Origin of the sequence: Photobacterium angustum (genome assembly GCF_003026365.1) — a bacterium.
GTDB classification, from domain to species: Bacteria; Pseudomonadota; Gammaproteobacteria; order Enterobacterales; family Vibrionaceae; genus Photobacterium; species Photobacterium angustum.
Genome location: NZ_PYOM01000023.1, coordinates 14269 through 38476, shown reverse-complemented (window position 1 = coordinate 38476; position 24208 = coordinate 14269). Strand labels below are relative to the sequence as shown.

Annotated in this window: 24 protein-coding genes; 23 read left to right on the top strand and 1 reads right to left on the bottom strand. The window is 41.9% G+C overall.

The genetic code is table 11. The annotated features are described in order from the left end of the window. The first annotated feature begins 10 nt into the window (after positions 1–10). The 10 genes from CTN01_RS19515 to acpS all read left to right on the top strand — a co-directional run bounded on the left by CTN01_RS19515 (position 11) and on the right by acpS (position 8488). Positions 11–667: a sigma-E factor negative regulatory protein gene (locus CTN01_RS19515; protein WP_045150085.1), complete on the top strand. Its 657-nt coding sequence runs from the start codon at positions 11–13 to the stop codon at positions 665–667. Continuing rightward, positions 667–1659, top strand: coding sequence for a sigma-E factor regulatory protein RseB (gene rseB / locus CTN01_RS19510; RefSeq protein WP_005371434.1), 993 nt, complete (start codon positions 667–669; stop codon positions 1657–1659). The genes CTN01_RS19515 and rseB overlap by 1 nt, the downstream gene beginning before the upstream one ends. Before the next feature lie 2 nt (positions 1660–1661). Continuing rightward, complete coding sequence (locus CTN01_RS19505; RefSeq protein ID WP_045132673.1) at positions 1662–2159, top strand: SoxR reducing system RseC family protein; 498 nt, start codon at positions 1662–1664, stop codon at positions 2157–2159. Between the two features lie 76 nt (positions 2160–2235). Further along, positions 2236–4032: a translation elongation factor 4 gene (lepA, locus tag CTN01_RS19500; RefSeq protein WP_045084431.1), complete on the top strand. Its 1797-nt coding sequence runs from the start codon at positions 2236–2238 to the stop codon at positions 4030–4032. Between the two features lie 142 nt (positions 4033–4174). Then, positions 4175–5074: a signal peptidase I gene (lepB, locus tag CTN01_RS19495; RefSeq protein WP_045150084.1), complete on the top strand. Its 900-nt coding sequence runs from the start codon at positions 4175–4177 to the stop codon at positions 5072–5074. 10 nt (positions 5075–5084) lie between these two features. Next, entirely contained in the window at positions 5085–5759 is a 675-nt protein-coding gene (rnc, locus tag CTN01_RS19490; RefSeq protein WP_005371443.1) for a ribonuclease III, read from the top strand. Further along, complete coding sequence (gene era, locus CTN01_RS19485; RefSeq protein WP_005371444.1) at positions 5756–6661, top strand: GTPase Era; 906 nt, start codon at positions 5756–5758, stop codon at positions 6659–6661. The genes rnc and era overlap by 4 nt, the downstream gene beginning before the upstream one ends. Positions 6662–6669: 8 nt before the next feature. Continuing rightward, positions 6670–7380, top strand: coding sequence for a DNA repair protein RecO (recO, locus tag CTN01_RS19480; protein ID WP_045150083.1), 711 nt, complete (start codon positions 6670–6672; stop codon positions 7378–7380). Further along, positions 7377–8108, top strand: a complete 732-nt coding sequence (gene pdxJ / locus CTN01_RS19475) for a pyridoxine 5'-phosphate synthase (protein ID WP_045128801.1) — start codon at positions 7377–7379, stop codon at positions 8106–8108. The genes recO and pdxJ overlap by 4 nt, the downstream gene beginning before the upstream one ends. After that, positions 8108–8488, top strand: coding sequence for a holo-ACP synthase (acpS, locus tag CTN01_RS19470; protein ID WP_005371449.1), 381 nt, complete (start codon positions 8108–8110; stop codon positions 8486–8488). The genes pdxJ and acpS overlap by 1 nt, the downstream gene beginning before the upstream one ends. A gap of 99 nt (positions 8489–8587) precedes the next feature. Here the strand turns inward: acpS and barA are convergent, their stop codons facing one another. Continuing rightward, positions 8588–11383, bottom strand: coding sequence for a two-component sensor histidine kinase BarA (gene barA, locus CTN01_RS19465; RefSeq protein WP_045150082.1), 2796 nt, complete (start codon positions 11381–11383; stop codon positions 8588–8590). A 120-nt stretch (positions 11384–11503) separates the two neighbouring features. Here barA and rlmD point away from each other — a divergent pair, with 120 nt between their 5' ends. From rlmD to surE, 13 genes are all read left to right on the top strand, one after another. After that, a complete protein-coding gene (gene rlmD / locus CTN01_RS19460; protein ID WP_045132672.1) occupies positions 11504–12826 on the top strand; it encodes a 23S rRNA (uracil(1939)-C(5))-methyltransferase RlmD in 1323 nt (440 codons plus the stop codon). 68 nt (positions 12827–12894) lie between these two features. Next, the gene (relA, locus tag CTN01_RS19455) at positions 12895–15129 is read left to right on the top strand and encodes a GTP diphosphokinase (RefSeq protein WP_005371455.1); all 2235 of its coding nucleotides are present in this window, start codon (positions 12895–12897) and stop codon (positions 15127–15129) included. Between the two features lie 292 nt (positions 15130–15421). Then, complete coding sequence (locus CTN01_RS19450; protein ID WP_146146598.1) at positions 15422–15730, top strand: hypothetical protein; 309 nt, start codon at positions 15422–15424, stop codon at positions 15728–15730. 145 nt (positions 15731–15875) lie between these two features. Further along, complete coding sequence (locus tag CTN01_RS19445; protein WP_045130775.1) at positions 15876–16064, top strand: hypothetical protein; 189 nt, start codon at positions 15876–15878, stop codon at positions 16062–16064. A gap of 14 nt (positions 16065–16078) precedes the next feature. Then, complete coding sequence (locus CTN01_RS19440; RefSeq protein WP_045150081.1) at positions 16079–16393, top strand: hypothetical protein; 315 nt, start codon at positions 16079–16081, stop codon at positions 16391–16393. A gap of 102 nt (positions 16394–16495) precedes the next feature. Further along, the gene (gene mazG, locus CTN01_RS19435) at positions 16496–17308 is read left to right on the top strand and encodes a nucleoside triphosphate pyrophosphohydrolase (protein ID WP_045186197.1); all 813 of its coding nucleotides are present in this window, start codon (positions 16496–16498) and stop codon (positions 17306–17308) included. Positions 17309–17526: 218 nt separating this feature from the next. After that, complete coding sequence (gene pyrG, locus CTN01_RS19430; RefSeq protein ID WP_005371467.1) at positions 17527–19167, top strand: CTP synthase; 1641 nt, start codon at positions 17527–17529, stop codon at positions 19165–19167. An 80-nt stretch (positions 19168–19247) separates the two neighbouring features. Then, entirely contained in the window at positions 19248–20549 is a 1302-nt protein-coding gene (gene eno / locus CTN01_RS19425) for a phosphopyruvate hydratase (protein WP_045150080.1), read from the top strand. A gap of 341 nt (positions 20550–20890) precedes the next feature. After that, on the top strand, positions 20891–21169 hold the full coding sequence (ftsB, locus tag CTN01_RS19420) for a cell division protein FtsB (protein ID WP_005371471.1): 279 nt from the start codon (positions 20891–20893) through the stop codon (positions 21167–21169). 35 nt (positions 21170–21204) lie between these two features. Then, positions 21205–21915, top strand: a complete 711-nt coding sequence (gene ispD, locus CTN01_RS19415) for a 2-C-methyl-D-erythritol 4-phosphate cytidylyltransferase (RefSeq protein ID WP_045130773.1) — start codon at positions 21205–21207, stop codon at positions 21913–21915. Then, positions 21915–22391 carry a 2-C-methyl-D-erythritol 2,4-cyclodiphosphate synthase gene (ispF, locus tag CTN01_RS19410; RefSeq protein ID WP_045130772.1) on the top strand — a complete coding sequence of 159 codons (477 nt, stop codon included), beginning with the start codon at positions 21915–21917 and terminating at the stop codon, positions 22389–22391. Before ispD ends, ispF begins: the two co-directional genes overlap by 1 nt. Positions 22392–22425: 34 nt before the next feature. Then, positions 22426–23481, top strand: coding sequence for a tRNA pseudouridine(13) synthase TruD (gene truD, locus CTN01_RS19405; protein WP_045130784.1), 1056 nt, complete (start codon positions 22426–22428; stop codon positions 23479–23481). Then, positions 23459–24208, top strand: coding sequence for a 5'/3'-nucleotidase SurE (gene surE, locus CTN01_RS19400; protein WP_045150079.1), 750 nt, complete (start codon positions 23459–23461; stop codon positions 24206–24208). Before truD ends, surE begins: the two co-directional genes overlap by 23 nt.

Below are 24208 nucleotides of genomic sequence, written 5' to 3'. Positions count from 1 at the left end.
GGTGGAAAAAATGGCTGATAAAGAAAAGATCTCGGCATTACTCGATGGCGAAGAGCTAGATCAGAGCATTATTAATGCGCTGACTGTTGACAAAGAAGATGAGCTTACATGGCGTGACTACACATTAATTGGTGATGTGTTGCGCGGTGATGCTCCGCAATGCAAAGAATGGAATATTGCAGCGAATGTCGCATTAGCGTTAGACGATGAACCTGCCCATTCAGTTGGCCATACTGAAACACCCGTTGCGGTTGTTGCAGAGCCAATTTCGCAAACAATTGAAGAGCAACCAACACCATTTAAAGCCAAGCGCACGTTACCGGCATGGCTTACTCAATTTGGCCAAGTGGCCGTTGCTGCTTGTGTCTCTTTAGCTGTTATAGTTGGCGTCCAGCAGTATGATGGTGAAGATAATTCATCAGGTTCAACTAACAATGATTTGCCTGTGTTACAAACGATTCCGTTTACAGGTAAAGCGGAACCGGTAAGTTTAAATACTAATATGGCAAGTAATACGGATCGTGCACCAACTGAAGCGCAGTTGATGGAGCAACGTCGTCGTATTAACTCCATGTTGCAAGATTATGAGTTGCAGTTGCGTTTTAATGCGCAAGACGGCAGCCTTGATCACTCTTTACTTAAACAACATAATTCTGTGGCAGATTAATGAAAAAGATTCTGGTCGGTGCGATAGCATTGGTCAGCTTGCTTTTGCCTCTCCAAGCCTTTGCTGAAGCTGAAAAGCCTTCGGCAGAGGCTTTGTTGCTTCAAATGGAGCAGGCAAGCCAAAAGCTGAGCTACGAAATTTCTTACATACGAGTAAAAAAGAACAGTATTGATACCTTGCGCTATCGACATGCGCTAGAGGGTGGTCAAGGCTATAGTCATTTACTCTACTTAAGCGGCCCACCTCAAGAAGTGATTCAACGCGGTAATGAGGTTAGTTACTTTGAACCCGGTCTTGATCCATTCACGGTAAAAAGTGCAAAAATAGTGGCGCCTATCATGCCGCTGATGAAGGCTAATATTCAAGAGTTAGCCCATTACTACGATTTCATTTCAATGGGACGCGCACGAGAAGCGGGAGTTACTTGCGATGTTATCCGTATTGCACCAAAAGACGGTGAGCGTTACTCATATTTAGTATGGGTTGATCAGCTAAGTCATTTGGTTATGCGTGCTGATTTATTGGATCGAAATGGTGATTTATTAGAGCAATTTCGCGCAGTTTCGTATGCGGTTAATCCGAAAGTTGCTGAAATGCTAAGTAAGCTGAAAACGGTAAAACTACCAGAAGTGGTAAAATTACCAGTACAAGAAAAAGCTAATCTTGATTGGAAAGTGTCATGGTTACCTGATGGCTTTAAATTAATTTCAGGTGATCGCCATCGTCTTTTGATGACAGAACGTCCTGTTGAAAGTCGGATGTATAGTGATGGCTTATTTAGCTTCTCTGTATATGTGTCTGATATTGATAGCTATGCGTTAAGCGGTCAGCTTGTTCGTCAAGGCCGCCGAACATTGAGTAATATAGTTAAAGACAAAAAAGAAATTACGGTTGTCGGCGATATTCCGCCACCAACAGCAAGACAGATTGCAGAAAGTGTCACTTTCGATAACACTAAAGGGACACCCAATAAGGCAGTAAAAGGTAATTAGTCATGATGCGCACTTTAGCGACAGTGACCGCTGTTGAAAAAGGAACGGTGACGGTAAGTTGCCAGCAACAAACAAGCTGTGGTCATTGTGCATCACGTAATAGTTGCGGAACAGGCATTGTAACGAAAGCAATGCCTGGTCGTGTCCATGATGTAAAAATAGCGACGCAATCGTCGCTTTCTATCGGGCAGGTAGTTGAAATCGGCTTATCTGAGCGAAGTATGTTAAGCTCTGCCTTATTAATCTACATGCTCCCGCTGCTTTTTTTACTGTTAGGCAGTGGGTTGGGGCAATGGATATTTGTTGATTTAGCCCAGAGTAACGAACTGGGTGTTATCAGTTCTGCTGTTATTGCGACAACGTTAGGATTACTGATTGCACGGCATTATGCCAAACGCTTAGAGAGTAATTCAGCGTACAAACCAACCCTTATTCGAGTTCTCGGCGCACCGATTTCATCAGATAAGCTGATAAATGCCGCATCGAAAGATAGCGAGTAGCGTTTAAATTCGGTAGAATCCGACAACTTGATCGTAAGATCCCATTCATTTTAATCACGAGCTAGTCACGCCATTCATGAAGCACATTCGTAACTTTTCGATTATCGCACATATCGACCATGGTAAGTCGACCTTATCCGACCGTCTAATTCAAGTTTGTGGCGGCCTTTCTGATCGAGAAATGGCTGCACAAGTTTTAGATTCTATGGATCTTGAACGCGAACGCGGTATTACCATCAAAGCCCAGAGCGTGACGCTCGATTACACGGCTAAAGATGGTGAAACTTATCAATTAAACTTTATCGACACACCGGGACACGTAGACTTCTCATACGAAGTTTCTCGTTCACTTGCTGCTTGTGAAGGCGCATTGCTGGTGGTTGATGCGGGTCAGGGCGTTGAAGCTCAGACTCTTGCTAACTGTTACACTGCCATTGAGATGGATTTGGAAGTAGTGCCAATCTTAAATAAGATTGACTTACCTGCGGCTGAACCTGAGCGTGTAGCTGAAGAGATTGAAGACATTGTTGGTATCGATGCTATTGATGCTGTTCGCTGTTCAGCGAAAACAGGCTTAGGTGTTGACGATGTTCTTGAAAAGATTGTTGAAGCAATTCCTGCACCTGAAGGTGATCCAGATGCGCCATTACAAGCGCTAATCATTGACTCATGGTTTGATAACTACTTAGGTGTTGTTTCTTTAGTTCGTATTAAGAACGGCAAGCTAAAGAAAAATGACAAGATCAAAGTCATGAGCACAGGTCAAATCTGGGGTGTTGACCGTTTAGGTATCTTTACGCCAAAACGAGTTGATACAACAGAGCTAAATACAGGTGAAGTTGGTTGGGTTGTTTGTGGTATTAAAGATATTCTTGGCGCACCTGTAGGTGATACCTTAACGCTTGCAAAAGGTGGTTGTGAAACTGCGCTGCCTGGCTTTAAGAAAGTAAAACCTCAGGTATACGCAGGTCTATTCCCAGTATCTTCTGATGATTACGAAAACTTCCGTGATGCTCTAGGTAAATTAAGCCTGAATGATGCGTCATTGTTTTATGAGCCAGAAAGCTCATCTGCATTAGGTTTTGGTTTCCGTTGTGGTTTCTTGGGTATGCTTCATATGGAGATTATTCAAGAGCGTCTAGAACGTGAATATGATCTAAACCTGATCACAACAGCACCGACTGTAGTATATGAAGTGAAGAAAACCGACGGCACAATGTTGTACGTTGATAGCCCAGCTAAACTACCACCAGTAAATGATATCGAAATTATGGGTGAGCCAATTGCTCGCTGTAATATTCTGGTACCAACTGAATACTTAGGTAACGTTATTACCCTATGTGTTGAAAAGCGTGGTGTACAGGTTGATATGGTTTATCACGGCAATCAAGTTGCACTAACTTATGATATTCCAATGTCAGAAGTGGTTCTGGATTTCTTTGATCGCTTGAAATCAACATCTCGTGGTTATGCGTCACTTGATTACAATTTCCAGCGTTACCAAGAATCAGACATGGTACGTGTTGATATTCTTCTTAATGGTGAGCGTGTTGATGCACTTGCTATTATTACTCACAAAGATAACTCACAATCTCGTGGTCGTGATGTTGTTGAGAAAATGAAAGAGTTTATCCCTCGTCAGATGTTTGATATTGCAATTCAAGCTGCGATTGGTACGCATATTATTGCTCGCTCGACTGTGAAGCAATTACGTAAAAACGTAATCGCTAAGTGTTATGGCGGTGATATTAGTCGTAAGAAGAAACTGTTGCAGAAACAGAAAGAAGGTAAGAAGCGTATGAAGCAGATCGGTAACGTAGAACTGCCTCAAGAAGCATTCTTAGCGATTCTTCATGTGGGTAAAGATAAATAATTATCTTTAGCGAGTAAGCTTCAAAAACGATTAGAAAGTGCTTATTTATTAATTAAATGGCACTTTCTTTTACTCTGACGCTCTAAATGGGGCAGAGCAGATCAACATTCTTTTGTTGGTCGGGTTAAACATAAGGGATAACATGGCAAACACTTTTTCTTTGATTCTGGTACTAGCTACGTTAGTAACAGGGATCATTTGGGCACTTGATAAGTTTCTTTGGGCACCGAAGCGTCAATTAAAAATAGCTGCAGCCGCTGAACAATCCGGTGGTCAAGTTGATGCTAAAACGCTAGAAAGTGTTGCGCCACAGCCAGCATGGGTTGAATCAGCAAGTTCAATGTTCCCTGTCATTGCTTTGATCATGGTATTCCGCTCTTTCATTTATGAACCTTTTCAAATTCCATCAGAATCAATGCTACCGACTTTATACGTAGGTGATTTTATTCTGGTTGAAAAATTTGCTTATGGCCTACGAGATCCTGTTTTCCACGATAAAATCGTTAGTACAGGTGAGCCAAAGCGTGGTGATGTAGTGGTGTTTAAATTCCCACCTCAGCCAAAGATTGATTATATTAAGCGTGTTGTTGGCCTACCTGGCGATACTGTTCGCTACAGTGAAGATAAGCAACTGTGTATTCAACCTAAAGGTACTTCAGTATGTAAACCGGTTAAATTAACCGATATGACTGATAGTGACTTTAAGCAAGGTATGGCACGTTTAGTTGAGTTTAAAGAACAACTAGGTGATGTTGATCACCATATTCTGATCAACCCATTACGTCGTGATCGTCGTATGGCATATGAGCCTCGTCCTGGTATTGGTGAGTGGGTTGTACCAGAAGGAAACTATTTTGTTATGGGTGATAACCGTGACAATAGTGCCGACAGTCGTTACTGGGGCTTTGTGCCAGAAGCGAATCTCGTTGGCAAGGCGGTAGCTATTTGGATCAGCTTTGAGTTTGATCGACAAGCAGATAGTTTACTTCCATCTTGGATCCCTACCGGCGTACGTTTTAATCGTATCGGTAGCATTAAATAATCGAGAGAAAATGACAACTCCAGCGAATAGGCTTCAGCGCAAGCTGGGCTACCAATTTAATAATTGTGAGTTGATGACATTAGCACTGACACACCGCAGTGCTAATGGCACCCACAATGAGCGCCTAGAGTTTTTAGGTGACTCTATTTTAAGTTTTGTTATTGCTGATGACTTATATCACCGTTTTCCTTCAGTGGATGAAGGTGATATGAGCCGAATGCGTGCAACACTAGTCCGTGGAAAAACATTGGCAGAGTTAGGTCGAGAATTCGAACTTGGCGACCATTTGTTACTGGGACCTGGCGAGTTAAAGAGTGGTGGCTTCCGTCGCGATTCGATTCTTGCTGACTGTGTTGAAGCAATCATTGGCGCGATTTATCTAGATAGCGATGTTGAGCAAGTACGAAGTATCGTATTGGCTTGGTATAAAACTCGCCTTGATACGATTGAGCCTGGCATCAATCAAAAAGATCCAAAAACACGTCTTCAAGAGTGTTTACAAGGTCGTCGTTTACCGCTACCTGCATATACTGTAACTAAGGTACAAGGTGAAGCTCATAACCAAGAGTTCACCGTACAGTGTGACGTAACAGGTTTGGATAAACCTGTAATTGGCAAAGGCGGCAGTCGGCGCAAGGCAGAGCAGGCAGCAGCAGAACTTGCACTAAATCAGTTGGAATCATGACAGATAAACAACATTGTGGCTTTATAGCCATTGTTGGTCGACCGAATGTCGGTAAATCAACCTTGCTAAACCGTTTAGTGGGACAGAAGTTATCTATTACTTCTCGTAAACCACAAACCACGCGCCACCGTATAATGGGTGTAGACACACGTGACGGCTATCAAGCTGTGTATGTTGATACTCCAGGATTGCACATTGAAGAAAAACGTACAATTAACCGTTTAATGAACCGTGCTGCAAGCAGTTCATTAACCGATGTTGAATTAGTATTGTTTTTAGTTGATGGCACTATGTGGACTGCTGACGATGAGATGGTATTAAACAAGCTGGCGAAGAGCCAGTTACCAACGGTATTGTTAGTGAATAAAGTTGATAACGTAAAAGATAAGCATGAGCTATTCCCTCATTTGCAAGAGCTTGCAAGTAAGATGGAATTTGTTGATGTAATTCCGGTATCAGCAAAGCATGGTACAAACATTGATGCGGTAGAGAAAATCGTACGTCAGCACTTACCTGAGTGTGAGTACTACTTCCCTGAAGAATACGTAACTGATCGTTCTCAACGCTTTATGGCCTCTGAAATTATCCGTGAAAAGCTGATGCGTTTTACGGGTGATGAATTGCCATACGCTGTGACGGTTGAAATCGAGCGATTCGATTACAACCCTGAAACAGATGGCTTCGATATCAATGGTTTGATTCTGGTTGAACGTAAAGGCCAGAAGAAAATGGTAATTGGTAAAGGTGGCGATAAAATCAAAGTGATAGGGCGCGAAGCGCGTTTAGACATGGAAGACTTGTTTGAACGTAAAGTTTACCTTGAACTTTGGGTTAAAGTGAAATCAGGTTGGGCAGATGACGAACGTGCACTGCGCAGCCTTGGTTACATCGACGACTTATAAGGGTAGTAATGGAAGGGCTACAGCGTTGTTTTGTCCTTCATTCTCGTCCCTACAGTGAGACGAGCCTGATCCTTGATGTATTTAGCGAGGATCACGGCCGTCTTACTCTTCTCTCTAAAGGCGCTCGCCGTAAGCGCTCTAATCTAAAAGGCACACTCCAACCTTTTACTCCCTTATTTATGAAGTGGAGTGGCAAAGGTGCGATGCCTGTTCTTACTCATGCCGAACCTATCAGTATTGGTTTACCCCTACGCAGCTATATTTTATATTCAGCAATGTATGTGAATGAAATACTGGTACGTGTATTGGGCAACCATACTCCTTATCCTCAGCTGTTTCTGGATTATTTGAATGTGCTTAGAGAACTAGCACAAGCGGAAAACCCAGAGCCTGCTTTGCGCCGCTTTGAGCTTTCGCTGCTACATCATCTAGGCTACGGGATTGATTTTCTGCATTGCGCTGGTAGTGGATTAAGTGTTGAAGATGATATGACCTATAACTATCGCGAGCAGCAGGGGTTTATTGCTTCAATGAAAATTGGTTTATTAACCTTTCGTGGCAATGAATTAAAAGCTATTGCCGCTAGGCGATTTGAAACCCCAGAGCAATTGCGCGCAGCAAAACGATTTACAAGGATGGCATTAAAACCGTATCTTGGTTCTAAGCCATTAAAAAGCCGGGAATTGTTTATCCCGCGAGGAAGGAGAATCGGAACATGAACAATATATTACTTGGCGTGAACATCGATCATATTGCGACATTACGTAATGCGCGTGGTACACGTTACCCAGATCCTGTTCATGCTGCAGAAGTAGCCGAGCGAGCTGGCGCTGATGGCATTACTATTCATTTGCGTGAAGATCGTCGTCACATTAATGATCGTGATGTGCGTATTTTACGTGAGACGATCCAAACTCGCATGAATTTAGAAATGGCAGTCACTGATGAAATGGTGGCAATTGCGTTAGATGTTAAACCTGAATATGTTTGCTTAGTACCAGAAAAGCGTGAAGAGTTAACCACAGAAGGTGGTCTAGATGTTGCAGGTCAACTTGAAAAAGTAAAAGCGGCAACAGAAAAGCTTACAGCTGCTGGGATCAAAGTATCACTTTTCATTGATGCGGATCGCGCGCAAATTGATGCTGCTCATGCATGTGGCGCACCGTTTATTGAGCTTCATACTGGGCAATACGCAGAAGCGACAACCGAAGAGGCACAATCGGATGAGCTGAAGAAGATAGCTGCAGGTGCAAGCTACGCCCATAATTTAGGTATTAAAGTAAATGCAGGGCATGGTTTAACCTATCACAATGTTAAGCCGATAGCGGCATTGCCAGAGCTGTATGAACTCAACATTGGTCATTCAATTATGGGACGAGCAATGTTTGATGGGTTAGAAAAGTCAGTGGCAGATATGCGTTTGCTAATGCAGGAAGCGCGTGGTTAATGGCGATTGTTGGTTTAGGGACTGATATTGCTGAAATAGAGCGAGTCGAAAAAGTTTTTGCTCGCTCTGGCGATGCGTTTGCTCAGAAAATACTGTCTAGCTCAGAGCTTGAACAGTTTCAGCAATTAAAGCTAAAAGGGCGCTTTTTAGCAAAACGTTTTGCGGTCAAAGAAGCAGCATCAAAAGCACTCGGTACCGGTATTGCGTGTGGCGTCTCTTTCCATGATTTTACTGTTAAAAATGATGAGCGTGGTAAGCCATTACTGAGCTTATCAGGCAAAGCCAATGAACTGGCGCAAGCAATGGGAGTGAATCATGTTCACCTTACCATTGCTGATGAGCGCCACTATGCGGTTGCAACGGTTATTTTAGAAAGTTAAATCGCTTTCATTTTTTCGGGTTAATAAATAAAAAGCGGTAGATAATATATCTACCGCTTTTTTTGATCGTTAGCTTATCTGTTTTAAAACAAAAACGGGTTAGTTTCGATAGTCTTTAGACGCTTTGACGATGTTATCCATTTCATCAATCAGCTCTAATAGCTCTGGCTCAACATCGGCTAAAGTGGCATTAGCTTTCAGTGCGGTTTCAATTTCCAAACATAAACTCTTTAGACGTGGAACACCGCTGTAAGCGCAGCTACCGTGTAATTTATGAATAGGTGGCCAGAGCTCAACATCTTTACCATCTAATGCTTCATTTACCAGCATTTCTACCTCAGGCATGAAATCAAGCAGCATTTGTAGCATGTCATGGGCTAAATCTTCTTTTCCTGCCGCTTGTTTTAACGCTAAATCCCAATCAAAACTAACGTTGTTATTGCTTGTAACTGGAGCGATATCATTAACTTGTCCTTCAAGCGTAACAGGCGCTCTGCCTACAGAGGATGGCGTTACTTGCGGTTGAGGTGTCGTTGGTGCAATCCATTTAGCTAAAATTTGCTGCAGAATATGCTCTTCAATCGGCTTGGTGAGGTAATCATCCATGCCTGCATTAATTAAACGCTCACGCTCTCCCGCCATGGCGTGTGCGGTAACAGCAATCACTGGCGTGTTATGGTTCAGTGCTGTGTCATGGATTTTCTGACAGGCAGTCACACCATCCATTTCGGGCATTTGAATATCCATAAAGATCAAATCAAAGGCTTTGTTCTTTGCATACTCGACGGCTTTTTTACCGCCGGTTGCGGTAATGACCGTTTCTACTCGTTCACCAAGTAGCGCTGAAATTAGTTTTAAGTTAGCAGGGTTATCATCTACTGCCATCACGGTAAGAGGTTGCAGTTTTTCAACAACAGTAGGCAATAGTGGTACTTCTAATTCACTAAGTGGCTCGTCATCATTGTCACATAACGCTTCAAACAGTTTACGTTGTGCAAGCGGTTTGCCTAAGCAGGCATAAACACCGGTTTGAGTGAGTTTTTCTGATAACGCAAGCTCTGTTGTTGGTAAGCAAACTAACACCTTATCCGCTGTTTGCTCGGCTTTAAATACATCATTGAGTATTACTGGCAGTGGTGGCTGCTCACCCGGCGATAAACACAATAGAGCAAAGTCATGGTGATCAATATCATCAGGCATGCTTGCGCGATATGTCACATGTATACCAGCGAGCATTAAACGTTGTTGAATAACAGAGGCCGCTTGCATATTGGCTTCAACCAATAGTAAGGACTTACCTTGTAGTGCTGTTGTATCAATTGGCTGTGATACGGGGAGATCCGTCTTGTTCATTTGGATGGTGAACCAGAAGGTCGAGCCTTGGTGTAAGCGACTGGTTAAACTGACTTCGCCTCCCATTTGGCTCACCAGTTTTTGGGTGATCACAAGGCCTAAGCCTGTACCGCCATAACGGCGAGAAATACTGGCGTCAGCTTGGCTAAATGCTTGGAATAATTGCGCTTGTTGACGTTCTGAAATACCAATACCAGTATCTCGGACCATAAACTGTAGGGCGATATTATTATCCACATCGGATTTTAACTCGACAGAGACATCAATATTGCCATGCTCGGTAAATTTAACCGCATTACCAATTAAGTTAGTGACCACTTGCTGAATACGTAATGGATCACCAATTAAGCCTGCTGGAATACGATCGTCAATCTTCAGTGTCAGTTCTAGGCCTTTTTCGTGGGCACTTGGCGCAAGTAGGCGCATGACTTCATCGAGTGAATCTGTAAAGTCGAAAGGAATGTTTTCCAGTAACAGTTTACCGGCTTCGAGCTTCGAGAAATCGAGAATGTCATTGATGATGGTCAGCAGGTTATTGGCTGAATTCTCAATCGTTAATAGGTAATCTTTCTGGCTCGTATTTAATTTGGTTTTGAGCATTTGTCGGGTAAAGCCAATAACTCCGTTTAGCGGGGTGCGGAGCTCATGAGACATATTGGCTAAAAACTCTGATTTCACCCGAGCCGCTTCTTGTGCACGCTTTTTCGCAATATCTAATTCAACGTTCTGAATTTCTAGCTGCTCTAACGTTTCACGTAGATCGGATGTTGCCTGATCGATACTTTGTTGCATTTCAATGTGGTATTCCGACAACGAAATTGCCATGGCGTTAATACCGTTTTTCAGAGTATCTAATTCGCCCAACAATCGGCCTTCAATTCGAATATCAAGGTGGCCACGGCGGATCCTATCTACCACACTGATCATATGAGAAATCGGTTGTGTCACGTCTTGCATCAAGCGATACGCAAACAATGATGACAGGGTTAAGCCCAGTAATAACACCATTAAGGCGGTAAACACTTCTTGGTATTGTTGTAGTCGTAGTGTGCTGAGATCCAGTTCGATAGCGATATAACCGAGGGCTTTACCACGCACGTCGCTACCAACATTAGTACCAAATTGACCTTCGGTAAGAATTGGCGCACGTAAAATTAAGGTGTTATCGGTTAACTGAGTATCAAGTAGCCGAGGAATAGGTTTTCCTTCAGGGTACATGAAGGAATCAAAATTACGGTGGAAGTTAGATGTGGCAAAAATATGATTATGGTTATCAAACACCGCAATGCTGCGGATGATGTCGGAATGCTTTCTATGGGTATAACCAATCAACCGACGAATTGCTTCTCGGTTTTTTTCTGTCATGCCGTATTCCGCTGAAATAGCTAACGGCTCGATGATACTCGCACCTGTAGAAATCAGCTGATGTTCCAGATCCTGATAACGGCTCATGGTGAAAAAAGCGCTTAATAATAAGCCGATTATAAGTGTAGGTGCTAATGTCAGAGTAAATACTCTGGCACGAAGTCCATATCTGGTCATGGTTCTCTTAATTACAAGCAGACAAATCTGTGGGAGAATTAGCTCCCATCAGTAGCACTAGATTAAAGAAATCAGTGCTGTTCGACAAATACTCAATGCCTGAACAGTGAGCAAAATTTTATGGCACGCTTTTTTAAGCCTCAAAAACGTAAAACCGATACCAAGCATAAAGAAATAACTATCAGCCGTTTAGATCATATCGGTGCTGGCATCGGCCATTTGAACAATAAACCTGTTTTCATTGATGGTGCATTACCCGATGAAACCGTTGTTGTGCAATTGACGGAAGACAAAAAAAATTATGCCCGAGCTCGCGTGATCAAACGTTTAAAAGACAGTACTGCGCGTATTAAACCTCATTGTCCAATCTATGACCAGTGTGGCGGTTGTAACTTGCAACATTTATCCCACCAAGGTCAAGTTATCGCCAAACAACAGGCACTAAGTGAATTGATGGCGAAATTTGCGATCACAGAAAAAGACGATGCAACACAAGTTGAACCTATTGTTGGGCAAAGTGAACATTACCGTCGCTGTGCACGCTTTAGTGTCCGCATGTTACCTAATGGCAAAATGGTATTTGGCTTTCGTAAAAAACAGAGTAAAGATATTGTTGATGTGAATGCTTGTCCTGTTTTGGCGACCACACTTAATGATTTGTTACCGCCATTACGCGAACTGTTAAGCAATCTTAAAGGACGTAAGCATGTCGGCCATATAGAATTGGTTAATGCGGATAATGGTCGCGTCTTGTTAATTCGTCATTTGCAGCCGTTTAATGACAACGATCTTGCAGCGATTAAAGCTTTCGCAACTGAACATGCATTGATGCTATTTTTAGCGCCATCGTCAGATGAGCTTGATCATGTATTAGGTGAGCAACCGTACTACGATATTGACGATGTAAGACTGACGTTCTCACCAAAAGATTTCATTCAGGTTAATCGAGACGTTAACGTTAAAATGGTTGAACAAGCCATCAATTGGCTTGATATTCAGCCGCAGGATAGGGTACTCGATTTATTCTGTGGACTAGGCAATTTCAGCCTTCCGCTGGCAAGACGAGCGAAAGCGGTAGTCGGCGTAGAAGGTGTTGATGAAATGGTCGCGCGAGCAACTGCTAATGCGGCAGCGAATGGTCTAGATAACGCAACATTTTATCAAGCAAATTTGGATGAAGATGTAACGAAACTAGTGTGGGCGCAAGAGCAATTTGATAAGATTTTATTAGACCCAGCACGAGCAGGGGCGGCTGGCGTGATGCAACATATTGTAAATTTAGCGCCAAGCAAAGTGGTCTATGTATCATGTAATCCAGCAACATTGGCTCGTGATAGTCAAATGTTGTTGCAGCAAGGGTATAAGTTGGCACGTCTTGGTATGATGGATATGTTTCCTCATACAGGGCATTTAGAATCAATGGCGTTGTTTGTTAAAAGCTAATCACCATAAAAAAAATAGCAATGTGATGTAAGACAATCATCGGTATTCAGAGAAAACAGGATAGAAACATGGTCGCAGTTCGCGGTGCGCATTTAAAGGAAAATACCACATTTGAGCTTGTCTCGTGGGTCGAGAGTTTACGTCAAGATGCTAAAGTATCGAGTCGGATAGAAGGAACATATCAGCGTTGTATTGAACTTGCCGCTGAACAAGAAAACGGTCCGTTACTTTTGTGGCGTGGTCGTGAGCTAGTTGAAATCCTTGTCACCTTGAGTATGGATGCCGATACGTTAATTGCAGCCTTGCTATACCCATTAGTGGAAGGCGGTTGTTATAGCACTGACGCGCTAAAAGAAGAATATAGCGGGACGATTTTACATTTAGTTCAAGGTGTTGAACAAATGTGTGCAATCAGCCAGTTAAAATCAACGGCGGAAGAAACTGCGCAAGCTGCGCAGGTGGATAATATTCGACGCATGTTACTGTCAATGGTTGATGATTTCCGTTGCGTGGTTATTAAATTAGCTGAACGAATCTGTAATTTACGTGAAGTTAAAGATCAGCCAGATGAAGTACGCCGAGCTGCAGCGCAAGAATGTGCCAACATTTATGCACCATTAGCAAACCGTCTTGGTATTGGTCAGCTTAAATGGGAAATTGAAGATTACGCTTTCCGTTATCAGCATCCTGATACCTACAAGCAAATTGCTAAGCAGTTATCTGAGCGTCGTATTGATCGTGAAGATTACATTACTCATTTTGTTGATGATTTATCCGACGCGATGAAAGCATCAAATATCCGTGCAGAAGTGCAAGGTCGTCCTAAGCATATTTACAGCATTTGGCGCAAAATGCAGAAGAAAAGCTTGGAATTTGATGAGCTTTTTGATGTTCGAGCGGTACGTATTGTTGCTGAAGAGCTACAAGACTGTTACGCCGCATTAGGTGTGGTGCACACCAAATACCGTCACTTACCGAAAGAGTTTGATGACTATGTTGCCAACCCAAAACCTAATGGTTACCAGTCTATCCACACTGTGGTGTTAGGCCCTGAAGGTAAAACCATTGAGATTCAGATCCGTACTAAGCAAATGCATGAAGAGTCTGAATTAGGGGTTGCGGCACACTGGAAGTATAAAGAAGGTACAGCATCAGGTGGTGCACAATCGGCTTATGATGAAAAAATTAATTGGCTACGTAAGCTATTAGCATGGCAAGAAGAAATGTCAGATTCTGGCGAAATGCTGGATGAGCTTCGTAGTCAGGTATTTGATGATCGCGTTTATGCTTTCACCCCAAAAGGGGATGTGGTTGACTTGCCATCGAATGCGACACCGCTTGATTTTGCTTATCATATTCACTCTGAAGTGGGTCACCGTTGTATTGGTGCCAAAGTAGAAGGGCGTATTGTACCTTTCACTTATCATCTTCAAATGGGCGATCAAGTTGAGATCATCACTCAAAAAGAGCCGAATCCGTCACGAGATTGGTTAAATCCGAATTTAGGATTTGTGACATCTAGCCGTGCTCGTGCCAAAGTTCATGCGTGGTTCCGTAAGCAAGATCGTGATAAGAATATTATTGCGGGTAAAGAGATCTTAGAAGCAGAGCTGGTAAAAATTCATGCAACATTAAAAGATGCGCAATACTATGCGGCAAAACGTTTTAATGTGAAATCGCCTGAAGAGCTATATGCAGGGATTGGTAGTGGTGATTTACGTATTAATCAGGTGATTAACCATATTAATGCGTTAGTGAATAAACCCACTGCTGAAGAAGAAGATCAGCAGCTTTTAGAAAAGCTATCTGAGGCAAGCAATAAGCAAGCAACAAGTCATAAAAAACCACAACGTGATGCAGTTGTTGTTGAAGGTGTTGATAATCTGATGACTCACCTTGCTCGTTGTTGTCAGCCTATTCCTGGCGATGATATTCAAGGTTTTGTTACACAAGGCCGTGGTATTTCTGTTCACCGTATGGATTGTGAGCAGCTTGAAGAGCTTCGTCACCATGCGCCAGAGCGTATTATTGATACGGTTTGGGGCGGTGGTTTTGTCGGTAACTATACAATTACCGTGCGTGTGACGGCTTCTGAGCGCAATGGCTTATTGAAAGAATTAACCAATACTTTAATGAATGAAAAAGTAAAAGTAGCGGGAATGAAAAGCCGAGTTGATTATAAAAAGCAAATGTCTATCATGGACTTTGAGCTTGAATTAACTGATCTAGAAGTGTTAGGTCGTGTACTTAAACGCATTGAACAAGTTAAAGATGTCGCTGAGGCTAAACGTTTATACGGTTAATTAACTGATTAAAGATAAAAATTAAGGGGAGCATTATGCTTCCCTTTTTATTTATACAATATAATGAGTGGTAGCAGTTATTTAACACTAATATATTATATAAAATAATTCATTTCTTTATTTATTTAATGATCTAAAACAAGACTTAATGTTGACTCATATATAATAGACCGATAGTATTCTATTAACTTAAAAATAAAGACTCAGTATGTATTTATCTCAATTACATAAAATATTATATGCATTATTTATAGCAATATTACTGTTAGGTAGTAGTGTAAATGCTGCGTATATGAGTCAAAATGTTCAAGTATCTAATGCAGTTAATTTAGATATTGATATCAAGAACGAACTGCAAAACCAGCAGACAGCTACTCAACAATCTCATCACTGCAGTTTACAATGTGATAACGGTTGTAGTGACTGTTCACAATGTTCATGTTGTCGAGTATTGCCTCGTACTGGTAGTAATCCATTTCATCTACTCTCTTTTCCTCCACTCATTATAGCTCGCGTTAGTAAGCTGTTACCGATTGAATACCTTCAAGAGTCGCTTGTTCTTGCCGTTATAAAATCAATTTATCGCCCTCCTATTGCTTAATAGTTTACTTATTTCTGGATCTGAGTTGGATTCAAAATAAGTGTTAATTTAACAAAGTAATTATCCCATCTAAATTATATGGATGAGTGATAGTTGTTATTAATTAATGATGTTGCTTTATTAATAAAGCGGCAAGAGAACTATTATGAAAAATTTACTATTAAAACTATTAACTAAAAATAGTGTTGCGAGTGTTTTATTACTTATTTCAATGTTTCTTATTCCTGATAATAATTTTGTCAATGTACCTAGTGATGAAATCAAACAATTGCTGTTTTTTATTCTTTGTCTGCAGGGAATGAAAGTGGGTGCAGATAAAGTAACGTTTAAATAATTAAAGGGGGTATTATGAAATCGAATGTATTAAACCTGATCACAGGTAAAGGTCTTACAACAGGATTGCTATTGTTAATGTCATGTCTGTTGCCACACTATGCGTTAGCAGAGTCTTCTAACGTAGATTCTTTTAATCATACAAGCTCTCATCACTCTGATTGCCAACATCATGAATCACATCATCAAGGGTGCAGACACCATCGCCATGAGTCACATCAACATCGATGTGAGAATCACTATTATGATGGCGATAATCAACATGAAAATTGTGATCACGCTAAAGCTCATCATCATAAGCAACATGAGTATTGCCAACATGACGATTGATCGTTGCTATGAATTTCTAAATTAGTTTTCTAGTATTAACTATCGAAGTTTTGGCGCTTTAAAGTTAGATCTTTAAAGCGCCATTTTTAAAGGGTTAGTGGTATGGATAATAAAAAAGCATCTCAGATGGAACAATTATTAGCAATTATGTCTCAGTTGCGAGACCCACAACGTGGTTGTCCGTGGGATTTGAAACAAACCTTTGATTCAATCGTTCCCTATACCCTTGAAGAAGCCTATGAAGTGGCCGATGCCATCGAGCAGAAAAACTGGAATGATGTAAAAGAAGAATTAGGTGATTTACTGTTCCAAGTTGTTTTTTATAGTCAGATGGCAAAAGAGCAAGGGTTGTTTGAATTTGATGATGTAGTGGCTGGCATAAGTGAAAAGCTGGTTCGTCGCCATCCCCATGTTTTTAGTGATGCTGATTTTGATGATGAAGCAGCTGTTCAACAAAACTGGGAAGCAGAAAAAGCCAAAGAGCGCGCAGCCAAAGAGCAAGATGTGAGCTTGCTTGCCAATATTCCAAACGCACTACCGGCATTAATGCGTGCTGATAAAATTCAAAAACGCTGCGCGAATGTTGGTTTTGATTGGGATGAATTAGCACCAGTGGTTGATAAGGTAAAAGAAGAGCTTGATGAAGTGATGGACGAAGTGATTCAAGTGGTGCCAGAACAACAACGAATAGAAGAAGAGCTTGGTGATTTACTATTTTCTGTGGTGAATTTGAGTCGTCATTTAAAAGTAAAACCAGAATTGGCATTACAAAAAGCCAATAAAAAATTTGAAAAGCGTTTTCGCCAAGTGGAAGAAAATGTGCTAGAACAAGGGAAGATCATTAGTCAGTGTTCATTAACTGAGCTAGATGAAGCATGGAATAGCGTTAAAGAGAAAGAAAGTAAAAACCAGTAATTAAAATTCAGGCATGATTTTTAAATGTATTATACCTTTTTGGTATCTTTTTGGTTGTTAAAGCTTGATATTTCAGTGGCATAACGCTTACTTGATTTGAAGCAAAAAAAATCAAATGGCGGTGTGATAGTTTTCACGTTGTGGCGATAAATGGTGTCTGGTATACTAATTTCCCGTCCAGATACATTTATCCTCTACACCAATCTTCCAGGTTAAACATGACTACGAATTACATTTTTGTTACGGGCGGAGTAGTTTCCTCTCTAGGTAAAGGCATTGCTGCTGCATCACTTGCAGCGATTTTAGAAGCGCGTGGTCTTAACGTGACTATGATGAAGCTTGACCCTTACATTAACGTTGATCCAGGCACAATGAGCCCAACTCAACACGGCGAAGTATTCGTTACGGAAGACGGTGCAGAGACTGACCTAGACTTAGGTCACTACGAGCGTTTTATTCGTACCAAGATGACTAAGCGTAATAACTTTACAGCTGGTCGTGTGTACGCAGACGTATTACGCAAAGAGCGTCGTGGTGATTACTTAGGTGCAACGATTCAGGTAATTCCTCATATCACGAATGAAATCAAATCTCGCGTATTAGCGGGTGCTGAAGGTCATGATGTTGCAATCGTTGAAGTAGGCGGTACTGTAGGTGATATTGAATCACTCCCATTTATGGAAGCTATTCGTCAATTAGCAGTAGAGCAAGGTCGTGAGAACACCATGTTCATGCACTTGACACTTGTTCCTTACCTAGCCGCGGCTGGCGAAGTGAAAACTAAGCCAACTCAGCACTCAGTAAAAGAGCTTCTTTCTATTGGTATTCAGCCAGACATCTTAGTGTGTCGTTCTGATCGTATGATCCCTGCAAATGAGCGTGCAAAAATTGCCCTGTTCTGTAACGTGCAGGAAAAAGCTGTTATCTCAATGAAAGATGTAGATTCAATCTACAAAATCCCACAATTAATTAAGTCTCAAGGTCTTGATGATTTAGTGTGTAAGCGTTTTGGCATTACAGCACCAGAAGCTGATCTTTCTGAGTGGGAACAAGTTATTTATGAAGAAGCGAATCCTACCTCTGAAGTCGTAATTGGAATGGTTGGTAAGTACATTGAACTGCCAGACGCATATAAATCAGTTAACGAAGCACTTAAACACGCAGGTCTGAAAAATCGTCTATCTGTAAAAATCAAATACATCGATTCTCAAGATGTTGAGTCAAAAGGTACAGAAGTACTGGCTGACCTTGACGCAATCTTGGTTCCAGGTGGTTTTGGTGACCGCGGTGTTGAAGGTAAGATCCGTGCAGCTCAATATGCACGTGAAAATAATATTCCATACCTAGGTATTTGTTTAGGTATGCAGGTAGCACTAATCGAATTTGCTCGAAATGTAGCCAAAATGGCTGATGCGCACTCAACTGAATTTAATGCTGAAACAAAACACCCAGTTGTTGGTCTTATTACTGAGTGGATTGATAGTGAAGGTAACGTTGAAGAGCGTACAGAGAAATCAGATCTAGGCGGTACAATGCGTCTTGGCTCTCAGTTATGTCATCTACAAGATGGTTCTAAGGCGCGTACGTTATACGGTCAGCCAACGATCCATGAGCGTCACCGTCACCGTTATGAAGTAAACAATACTTTACTACCTAAGCTTGAAAAAGCGGGTCTAAAGGTTTCTGGTTTGTCTGCTGACAAGAAACTTGTTGAAATTATTGAAGTTCCGAATCATCCTTGGTTCGTAGCTGCACAGTTCCACCCTGAGTTCACATCGACACCTCGAGATGGTCACCCATTGTTTGAAGGTTTTGTAAAAGCGGCGGGCGATTTCCACCGCGGTGAGCTTAACCAGTAAGGATTACTGATAGCTGTAGTTGTTATGGCTACAGCTATTTTTTTAGCTTTTAATTTGAAGATAAAGCAAGAGGAAACACAATGTCTAAGATCGTTAAAGTTCTAGCTCGTGAAATCATTGACTCACGTGGTAACCCAACAATTGAAGCTGAAGTTCACCTTGAAGGTGGTTTCGTAGGTATGGCTGCTGCGCCATCTGGTGCTTCAACTGGTTCTCGTGAAGCTCTTGAGCTTCGTGATGGTGACAAGTCACGTTTCCTAGGTAAAGGCGTTCTTAAAGCTGTTGCTGCAGCAAATGGTCCAATCGCTGAAGCGCTAATCGGCAAAGATGCAAAAGACCAAGCTGAAATCGATCAAATCATGATCGACCTAGACGGTACTGAAAACAAATCAAACTTCGGTGCTAACGCAATCCTAGCTGTATCTCTAGCAAACGCAAAAGCAGCAGCTGCTGCGAAAGGCATGCCTTTATTCGAGCACATCGCTGAGCTAAACGGCACTGCTGGTCAGTTCTCTATGCCTCTACCTATGATGAACATCATCAACGGTGGTGAGCACGCAGACAACAACGTTGATATTCAAGAATTCATGATTCAACCTGTTGGTGCTAAGACTCTTAAAGAAGCAGTACGTATCGGTGCTGAAGTATTCCACAACCTAGCTAAAGTTCTTAAGTCTAAAGGCTACAACACAGCTGTTGGTGACGAAGGTGGTTTCGCTCCAAACCTTAAGTCTAACGCTGAAGCACTAGAAGTAATCGCAGAAGCTGTTGCCGCTGCTGGTTACGAGCTAGGTAAAGACGTAACACTAGCTATGGACTGTGCTGCATCTGAGTTCTACGACGCAGAGAAGAAAGAGTACAACCTAAAAGGCGAAGGTCGTATCTTCACTTCTGAAGAGTTCAACCACTTCCTAGCTGAGCTAGTTGACCAATACCCAATCGTTTCTATCGAAGACGGTCTAGACGAGTCAGATTGGGATGGCTTCAAGCACCAAACTGAACTACTAGGTAACAAGATCCAGCTAGTAGGTGACGATCTATTCGTTACTAACACTAAGATCCTAGCTGAAGGTATTGAGAAAGGTATCACTAACTCAATCCTAATCAAGTTCAACCAAATCGGTTCTCTAACTGAAACTCTAGCTGCTATTAAGATGGCTAAAGATGCTGGTTACACTGCTGTTATCTCTCACCGTTCAGGTGAAACTGAAGATGCAACTATTGCAGATCTAGCTGTTGGTACTGCTGCAGGTCAAATCAAAACTGGTTCTATGAGCCGTTCTGACCGTGTTGCTAAGTACAACCAACTTATCCGTATCGAAGAAGCACTAGGTGAGCGTGCTCCTTTCAACGGTCTTAAAGAAGTTAAAGGCCAAGCTTAATTTTTTATTAAGCGATGATTGAGATTACTCAATTTGGTTAAATAAAACCGCCTTGCAAGAGGCGGTTTTTTTATCTCTAAAATAAAAAAACGTATCACTAAGCGGCATCAATATTTGTGCGGCAATAAATGCTTAATTTGTATTGTAGTCATGAACGCTGTTTTTATTTTCAACAAAAAGAAGGACTAAGTAAGGGAGATGTAAAGTCTCATGGCATAATAGTAGTCACCATTGACTGATTATGGGATTATTGTTGACTCGCAAAATGTATTCCAATTATTTAGGTTTATTCAATAATCGGAATGCAGCTTGCTGTTTAAAATTCTGTCGCAGGGAGAAGTATGCGCCTGTTTATTATTGTATTATTGGTTCTTATCGCTTGGCTACAATATGATTTCTGGTATGGCAAAAACGGTATGAAAGAATTTACCGCTGTCACAGAGAGCGTAAGCTTACAACAAGCTGCTAATGCCGAATTACATCAGCGTAATCAGCAAATGTATGCGGAGATCAAAGATCTTCATGGCGGCAAAGAAGCTGTGGAAGAGCGTGCACGTACCGATCTTGGTTTAGTGAAACCAGGGGAAACATTTATTCGTGTTGTTAGTGATAGTAACTAATTACATATTTTAGTTAAGTGATGAGATAACCTTTCATGATCGATAAATGCATTGCTATTGTACCTGCAGCTGGGATTGGTAGTCGAATGGCCGCTGATCGCCCTAAGCAATATTTAACGATTGCTGGTAAAACTATTTTAGAACATTCGGTAGAGCGGTTATTAAGCTTGCCTGAAGTCCAACATGTTGTGATTGCGGTAAGTAAGAATGATCCTTACTTTCCAACGTTACCATTAGCTAGCGATCCTCACATCACTGTGGTTGATGGCGGTAATGAGCGTGTGGATTCGGTATTTTCAGGCTTAGGTGCAATCAATGATGATAACGCTTGGGTAATGGTACATGATGCAGCTCGCCCTTGTGTACGTATCGAAGATCTTCGTCAATTAATGGCTGCGGCAGAAACGTCTGAATATGGTGCAATCCTTGCCACGCCGGTACGCGATACCATGAAACGTAGCACTGTTAATTCAAATTCACTCGCAGTGATTGATCATACAGTTGACCGTGAGCAACTATGGCATGCATTAACACCTCAAATGTTTCGTGCCGGTCAACTACGTGATGCGTTAACGATCGCTTTAGCAAAAGAAGCGGTGATCACTGATGAAGCGTCTGCGCTTGAATTTTGTGGTTTTTCTCCTGTGCTGGTGAAAGGGCGTGCGGATAACCTAAAAGTAACCCAACCAGAAGATTTAGCTTTAGCTGAGTTCTACCTACAACAATTATTAAAGGAATTACCATAATGCGAATTGGTCATGGTTTTGATGTTCATAAATTTGGTGGTGAAGGCCCGGTAATTATTGGTGGGGTAGCGATCCCTTATGAGCAAGGTCTGATCGCTCATTCTGATGGTGACGTTGCATTACACGCGGTATGTGATGCATTACTTGGCGCAATAGGCGCGGGGGATATTGGTCGTCACTTTCCCGATACAGATGCGGAATGGGCTGGTGCTGATAGCCGATTTTTATTACGTGATGTCTACAGTAAAGTTAAAGCACAAGGTTACAGTCTTGGTAATGTAGACGTTACTATTATTGCACAAGCGCCAAAAATGGCGCCGTATATCGATGCGATGTGCCAAGCGATTGCAGAAGATCTGGAAACAGATATCGCCAATGTAAATGTTAAAGCAACGACCTCTGAGCGTTTAGGTTTTACTGGACGTAAAGAAGGCATTGCTTGTGAAGCGGTTGTTTTAATTAAAAAGGTATCTTGAGCTTATGTCTCACTCCAACACTGCAGAAAATATAATGGATTGTTTTAATTGGCTACATGCAAAGCCAATCTGTCACGGACGCCTTAAAGCCAGCCCTCAGGACTTCATCGTTAATGAAGAACTTGGTTTTAAATTTAGCGGTACAGGCGAGCACCTGATGGTGAAAATTCGCAAAGTCGGTGAAAACACCAAATATGTAGTGAATGAGTTAGCTAAAGCATGTGGTGTTAAATCACGTGATGTTAGCTGGGCTGGGTTGAAAGATCGCCATGCAATTACTGAGCAATGGTTAAGCGTTCACTTACCGGGTAAAGCTGATCCTGATTTAAGCCAATTTGAAGCTGAACATCCAGGTGTCGAAATTCTTGAAGTGACACGCCATGATAAAAAATTACGCCCAGGTGATTTAGCGGGGAACTGGTTCCAATTACGCCTGACTGATCTAGATAACCTTGATGCATTAACTGAGCGTCTGGAAATGGTCAAAGCACAAGGTGTTGCAAACTATTTTGGTGAACAGCGTTTTGGTCATGGTGGTAATAACGTGGTTAAAGCACGCGCTTGGGGCAATGATGAATTCCGTGTGCGTGATAAGAGTAAGCGTAGTTTTTACTTATCAGCAGCACGTTCTTGGATGTTTAACCAAGTATTATCAAAGCGAATTGAGCAAGGTTTAACTTCAACCATAATGGCAGGCGATTGCTTACAAATGGCAGGCGATGAGCGTACGTTTATTGCTGATGTGGTAACAAATGTACTCCAACAGCAAGTCAATCGTGGCGAGGTAGCTATTACCGGTCCGTTGCTTGGTGATAACGCCCTGCCTACTCAAGCTGAAGCACAAGGATTTGAGTTAGCAATTGTTGAGCGAGAACCTGCATTGGTTAAGCTTGTTCGAGATAACCGAATGCGTCATGATCGTCGCGCATTATTATTAATGCCTAATAATATGCAATGGCATTTTGAAGACAAAGATTTGATTGTTTCATTTGCTCTGCCTGCTGGTAGTTTTGCCACCTCGGTAGTGCGTGAGTTAATCATGCCACTTAAATCTGAGGTTGTGAATGATGAGAATATTGATCAGCAATGATGATGGCATTTTTGCCGAAGGTATTAATACACTGGCAAAAGAATTAAGCCAACTGGCCGATGTAATTGTGGTTGCACCTGATCGAAATCGATCGGGCGCTTCAAATTCATTGACCTTAGATTATCCACTGCGTATTCGACAAGAAGCTGAAAATCGTATTTCAGTGCAAGGCACGCCAACTGATTGTGTGCATTTTGCATTGAATGAATGGTTGGATGAACGTCCTGATATTGTCGTTGCAGGGATCAATCATGGTGCTAATTTAGGCGATGACGTGCTGTATTCCGGTACAGTGGCTGCGGCAACAGAAGGGCATTTTTTAGGTGTTCCTGCTATTGCTGTATCACTTGTTGGTAATACACACTTTATAACGGCAGCAAAGGTTGTGAAACAAGTGATTCAACAACTATCTAAGCAGCCATTACCCAGCAACAATATTTTAAATATTAATGTGCCTGATGTGCCTTTTGAGCAGCTTAAGCCTTGGCAAGTTACTCGCCTTGGGGCAAGACACCGTGCTGAGAATATGATCAAAGAGCATGATCCAAGAGGGCAACCGCTATATTGGTTAGGCCCTCCAGGCCAATGCCAAGATGCTGGTCTTGGTACTGACTTTTATGCGGTAGAGCAAGGGGCGGTATCGCTCACGCCGCTACAAGTAGATTTAACCGCGCATGATGCCATGGTTGGAATTGAGGGCTGGATGCAAAATGTGGAGATCCAGTAA

Excerpts from the sequence above, each read along its gene's own strand:
- pyrG (WP_005371467.1), top strand. The coding sequence starts at position 17,527 with ATGACTACGAATTACATTTTTGTTACGGGCGGAGTAGTTTCCTCTCTA.
- relA (WP_005371455.1), top strand. The coding sequence starts at position 12,895 with ATGGTCGCAGTTCGCGGTGCGCATTTAAAGGAAAATACCACATTTGAG.
- recO (WP_045150083.1), top strand. The coding sequence starts at position 6,670 with ATGGAAGGGCTACAGCGTTGTTTTGTCCTTCATTCTCGTCCCTACAGT.
- pdxJ (WP_045128801.1), top strand. The coding sequence starts at position 7,377 with ATGAACAATATATTACTTGGCGTGAACATCGATCATATTGCGACATTA.
- CTN01_RS19445 (WP_045130775.1), top strand. The coding sequence starts at position 15,876 with ATGAAAAATTTACTATTAAAACTATTAACTAAAAATAGTGTTGCGAGT.
- rnc (WP_005371443.1), top strand. The coding sequence starts at position 5,085 with ATGACAACTCCAGCGAATAGGCTTCAGCGCAAGCTGGGCTACCAATTT.
- CTN01_RS19440 (WP_045150081.1), top strand. The coding sequence starts at position 16,079 with ATGAAATCGAATGTATTAAACCTGATCACAGGTAAAGGTCTTACAACA.
- ispD (WP_045130773.1), top strand. The coding sequence starts at position 21,205 with ATGATCGATAAATGCATTGCTATTGTACCTGCAGCTGGGATTGGTAGT.
- eno (WP_045150080.1), top strand. The coding sequence starts at position 19,248 with ATGTCTAAGATCGTTAAAGTTCTAGCTCGTGAAATCATTGACTCACGT.
- era (WP_005371444.1), top strand. The coding sequence starts at position 5,756 with ATGACAGATAAACAACATTGTGGCTTTATAGCCATTGTTGGTCGACCG.
- CTN01_RS19450 (WP_146146598.1), top strand. The coding sequence starts at position 15,422 with ATGAGTCAAAATGTTCAAGTATCTAATGCAGTTAATTTAGATATTGAT.
- mazG (WP_045186197.1), top strand. The coding sequence starts at position 16,496 with ATGGATAATAAAAAAGCATCTCAGATGGAACAATTATTAGCAATTATG.
- ispF (WP_045130772.1), top strand. The coding sequence starts at position 21,915 with ATGCGAATTGGTCATGGTTTTGATGTTCATAAATTTGGTGGTGAAGGC.
- surE (WP_045150079.1), top strand. The coding sequence starts at position 23,459 with ATGAGAATATTGATCAGCAATGATGATGGCATTTTTGCCGAAGGTATT.
- lepA (WP_045084431.1), top strand. The coding sequence starts at position 2,236 with ATGAAGCACATTCGTAACTTTTCGATTATCGCACATATCGACCATGGT.
- ftsB (WP_005371471.1), top strand. The coding sequence starts at position 20,891 with ATGCGCCTGTTTATTATTGTATTATTGGTTCTTATCGCTTGGCTACAA.
- acpS (WP_005371449.1), top strand. The coding sequence starts at position 8,108 with ATGGCGATTGTTGGTTTAGGGACTGATATTGCTGAAATAGAGCGAGTC.
- rlmD (WP_045132672.1), top strand. The coding sequence starts at position 11,504 with ATGGCACGCTTTTTTAAGCCTCAAAAACGTAAAACCGATACCAAGCAT.
- CTN01_RS19505 (WP_045132673.1), top strand. The coding sequence starts at position 1,662 with ATGATGCGCACTTTAGCGACAGTGACCGCTGTTGAAAAAGGAACGGTG.
- barA (WP_045150082.1), bottom strand. The coding sequence starts at position 11,383 with ATGACCAGATATGGACTTCGTGCCAGAGTATTTACTCTGACATTAGCA.
- rseB (WP_005371434.1), top strand. The coding sequence starts at position 667 with ATGAAAAAGATTCTGGTCGGTGCGATAGCATTGGTCAGCTTGCTTTTG.
- truD (WP_045130784.1), top strand. The coding sequence starts at position 22,426 with ATGGATTGTTTTAATTGGCTACATGCAAAGCCAATCTGTCACGGACGC.
- lepB (WP_045150084.1), top strand. The coding sequence starts at position 4,175 with ATGGCAAACACTTTTTCTTTGATTCTGGTACTAGCTACGTTAGTAACA.
- CTN01_RS19515 (WP_045150085.1), top strand. The coding sequence starts at position 11 with ATGGCTGATAAAGAAAAGATCTCGGCATTACTCGATGGCGAAGAGCTA.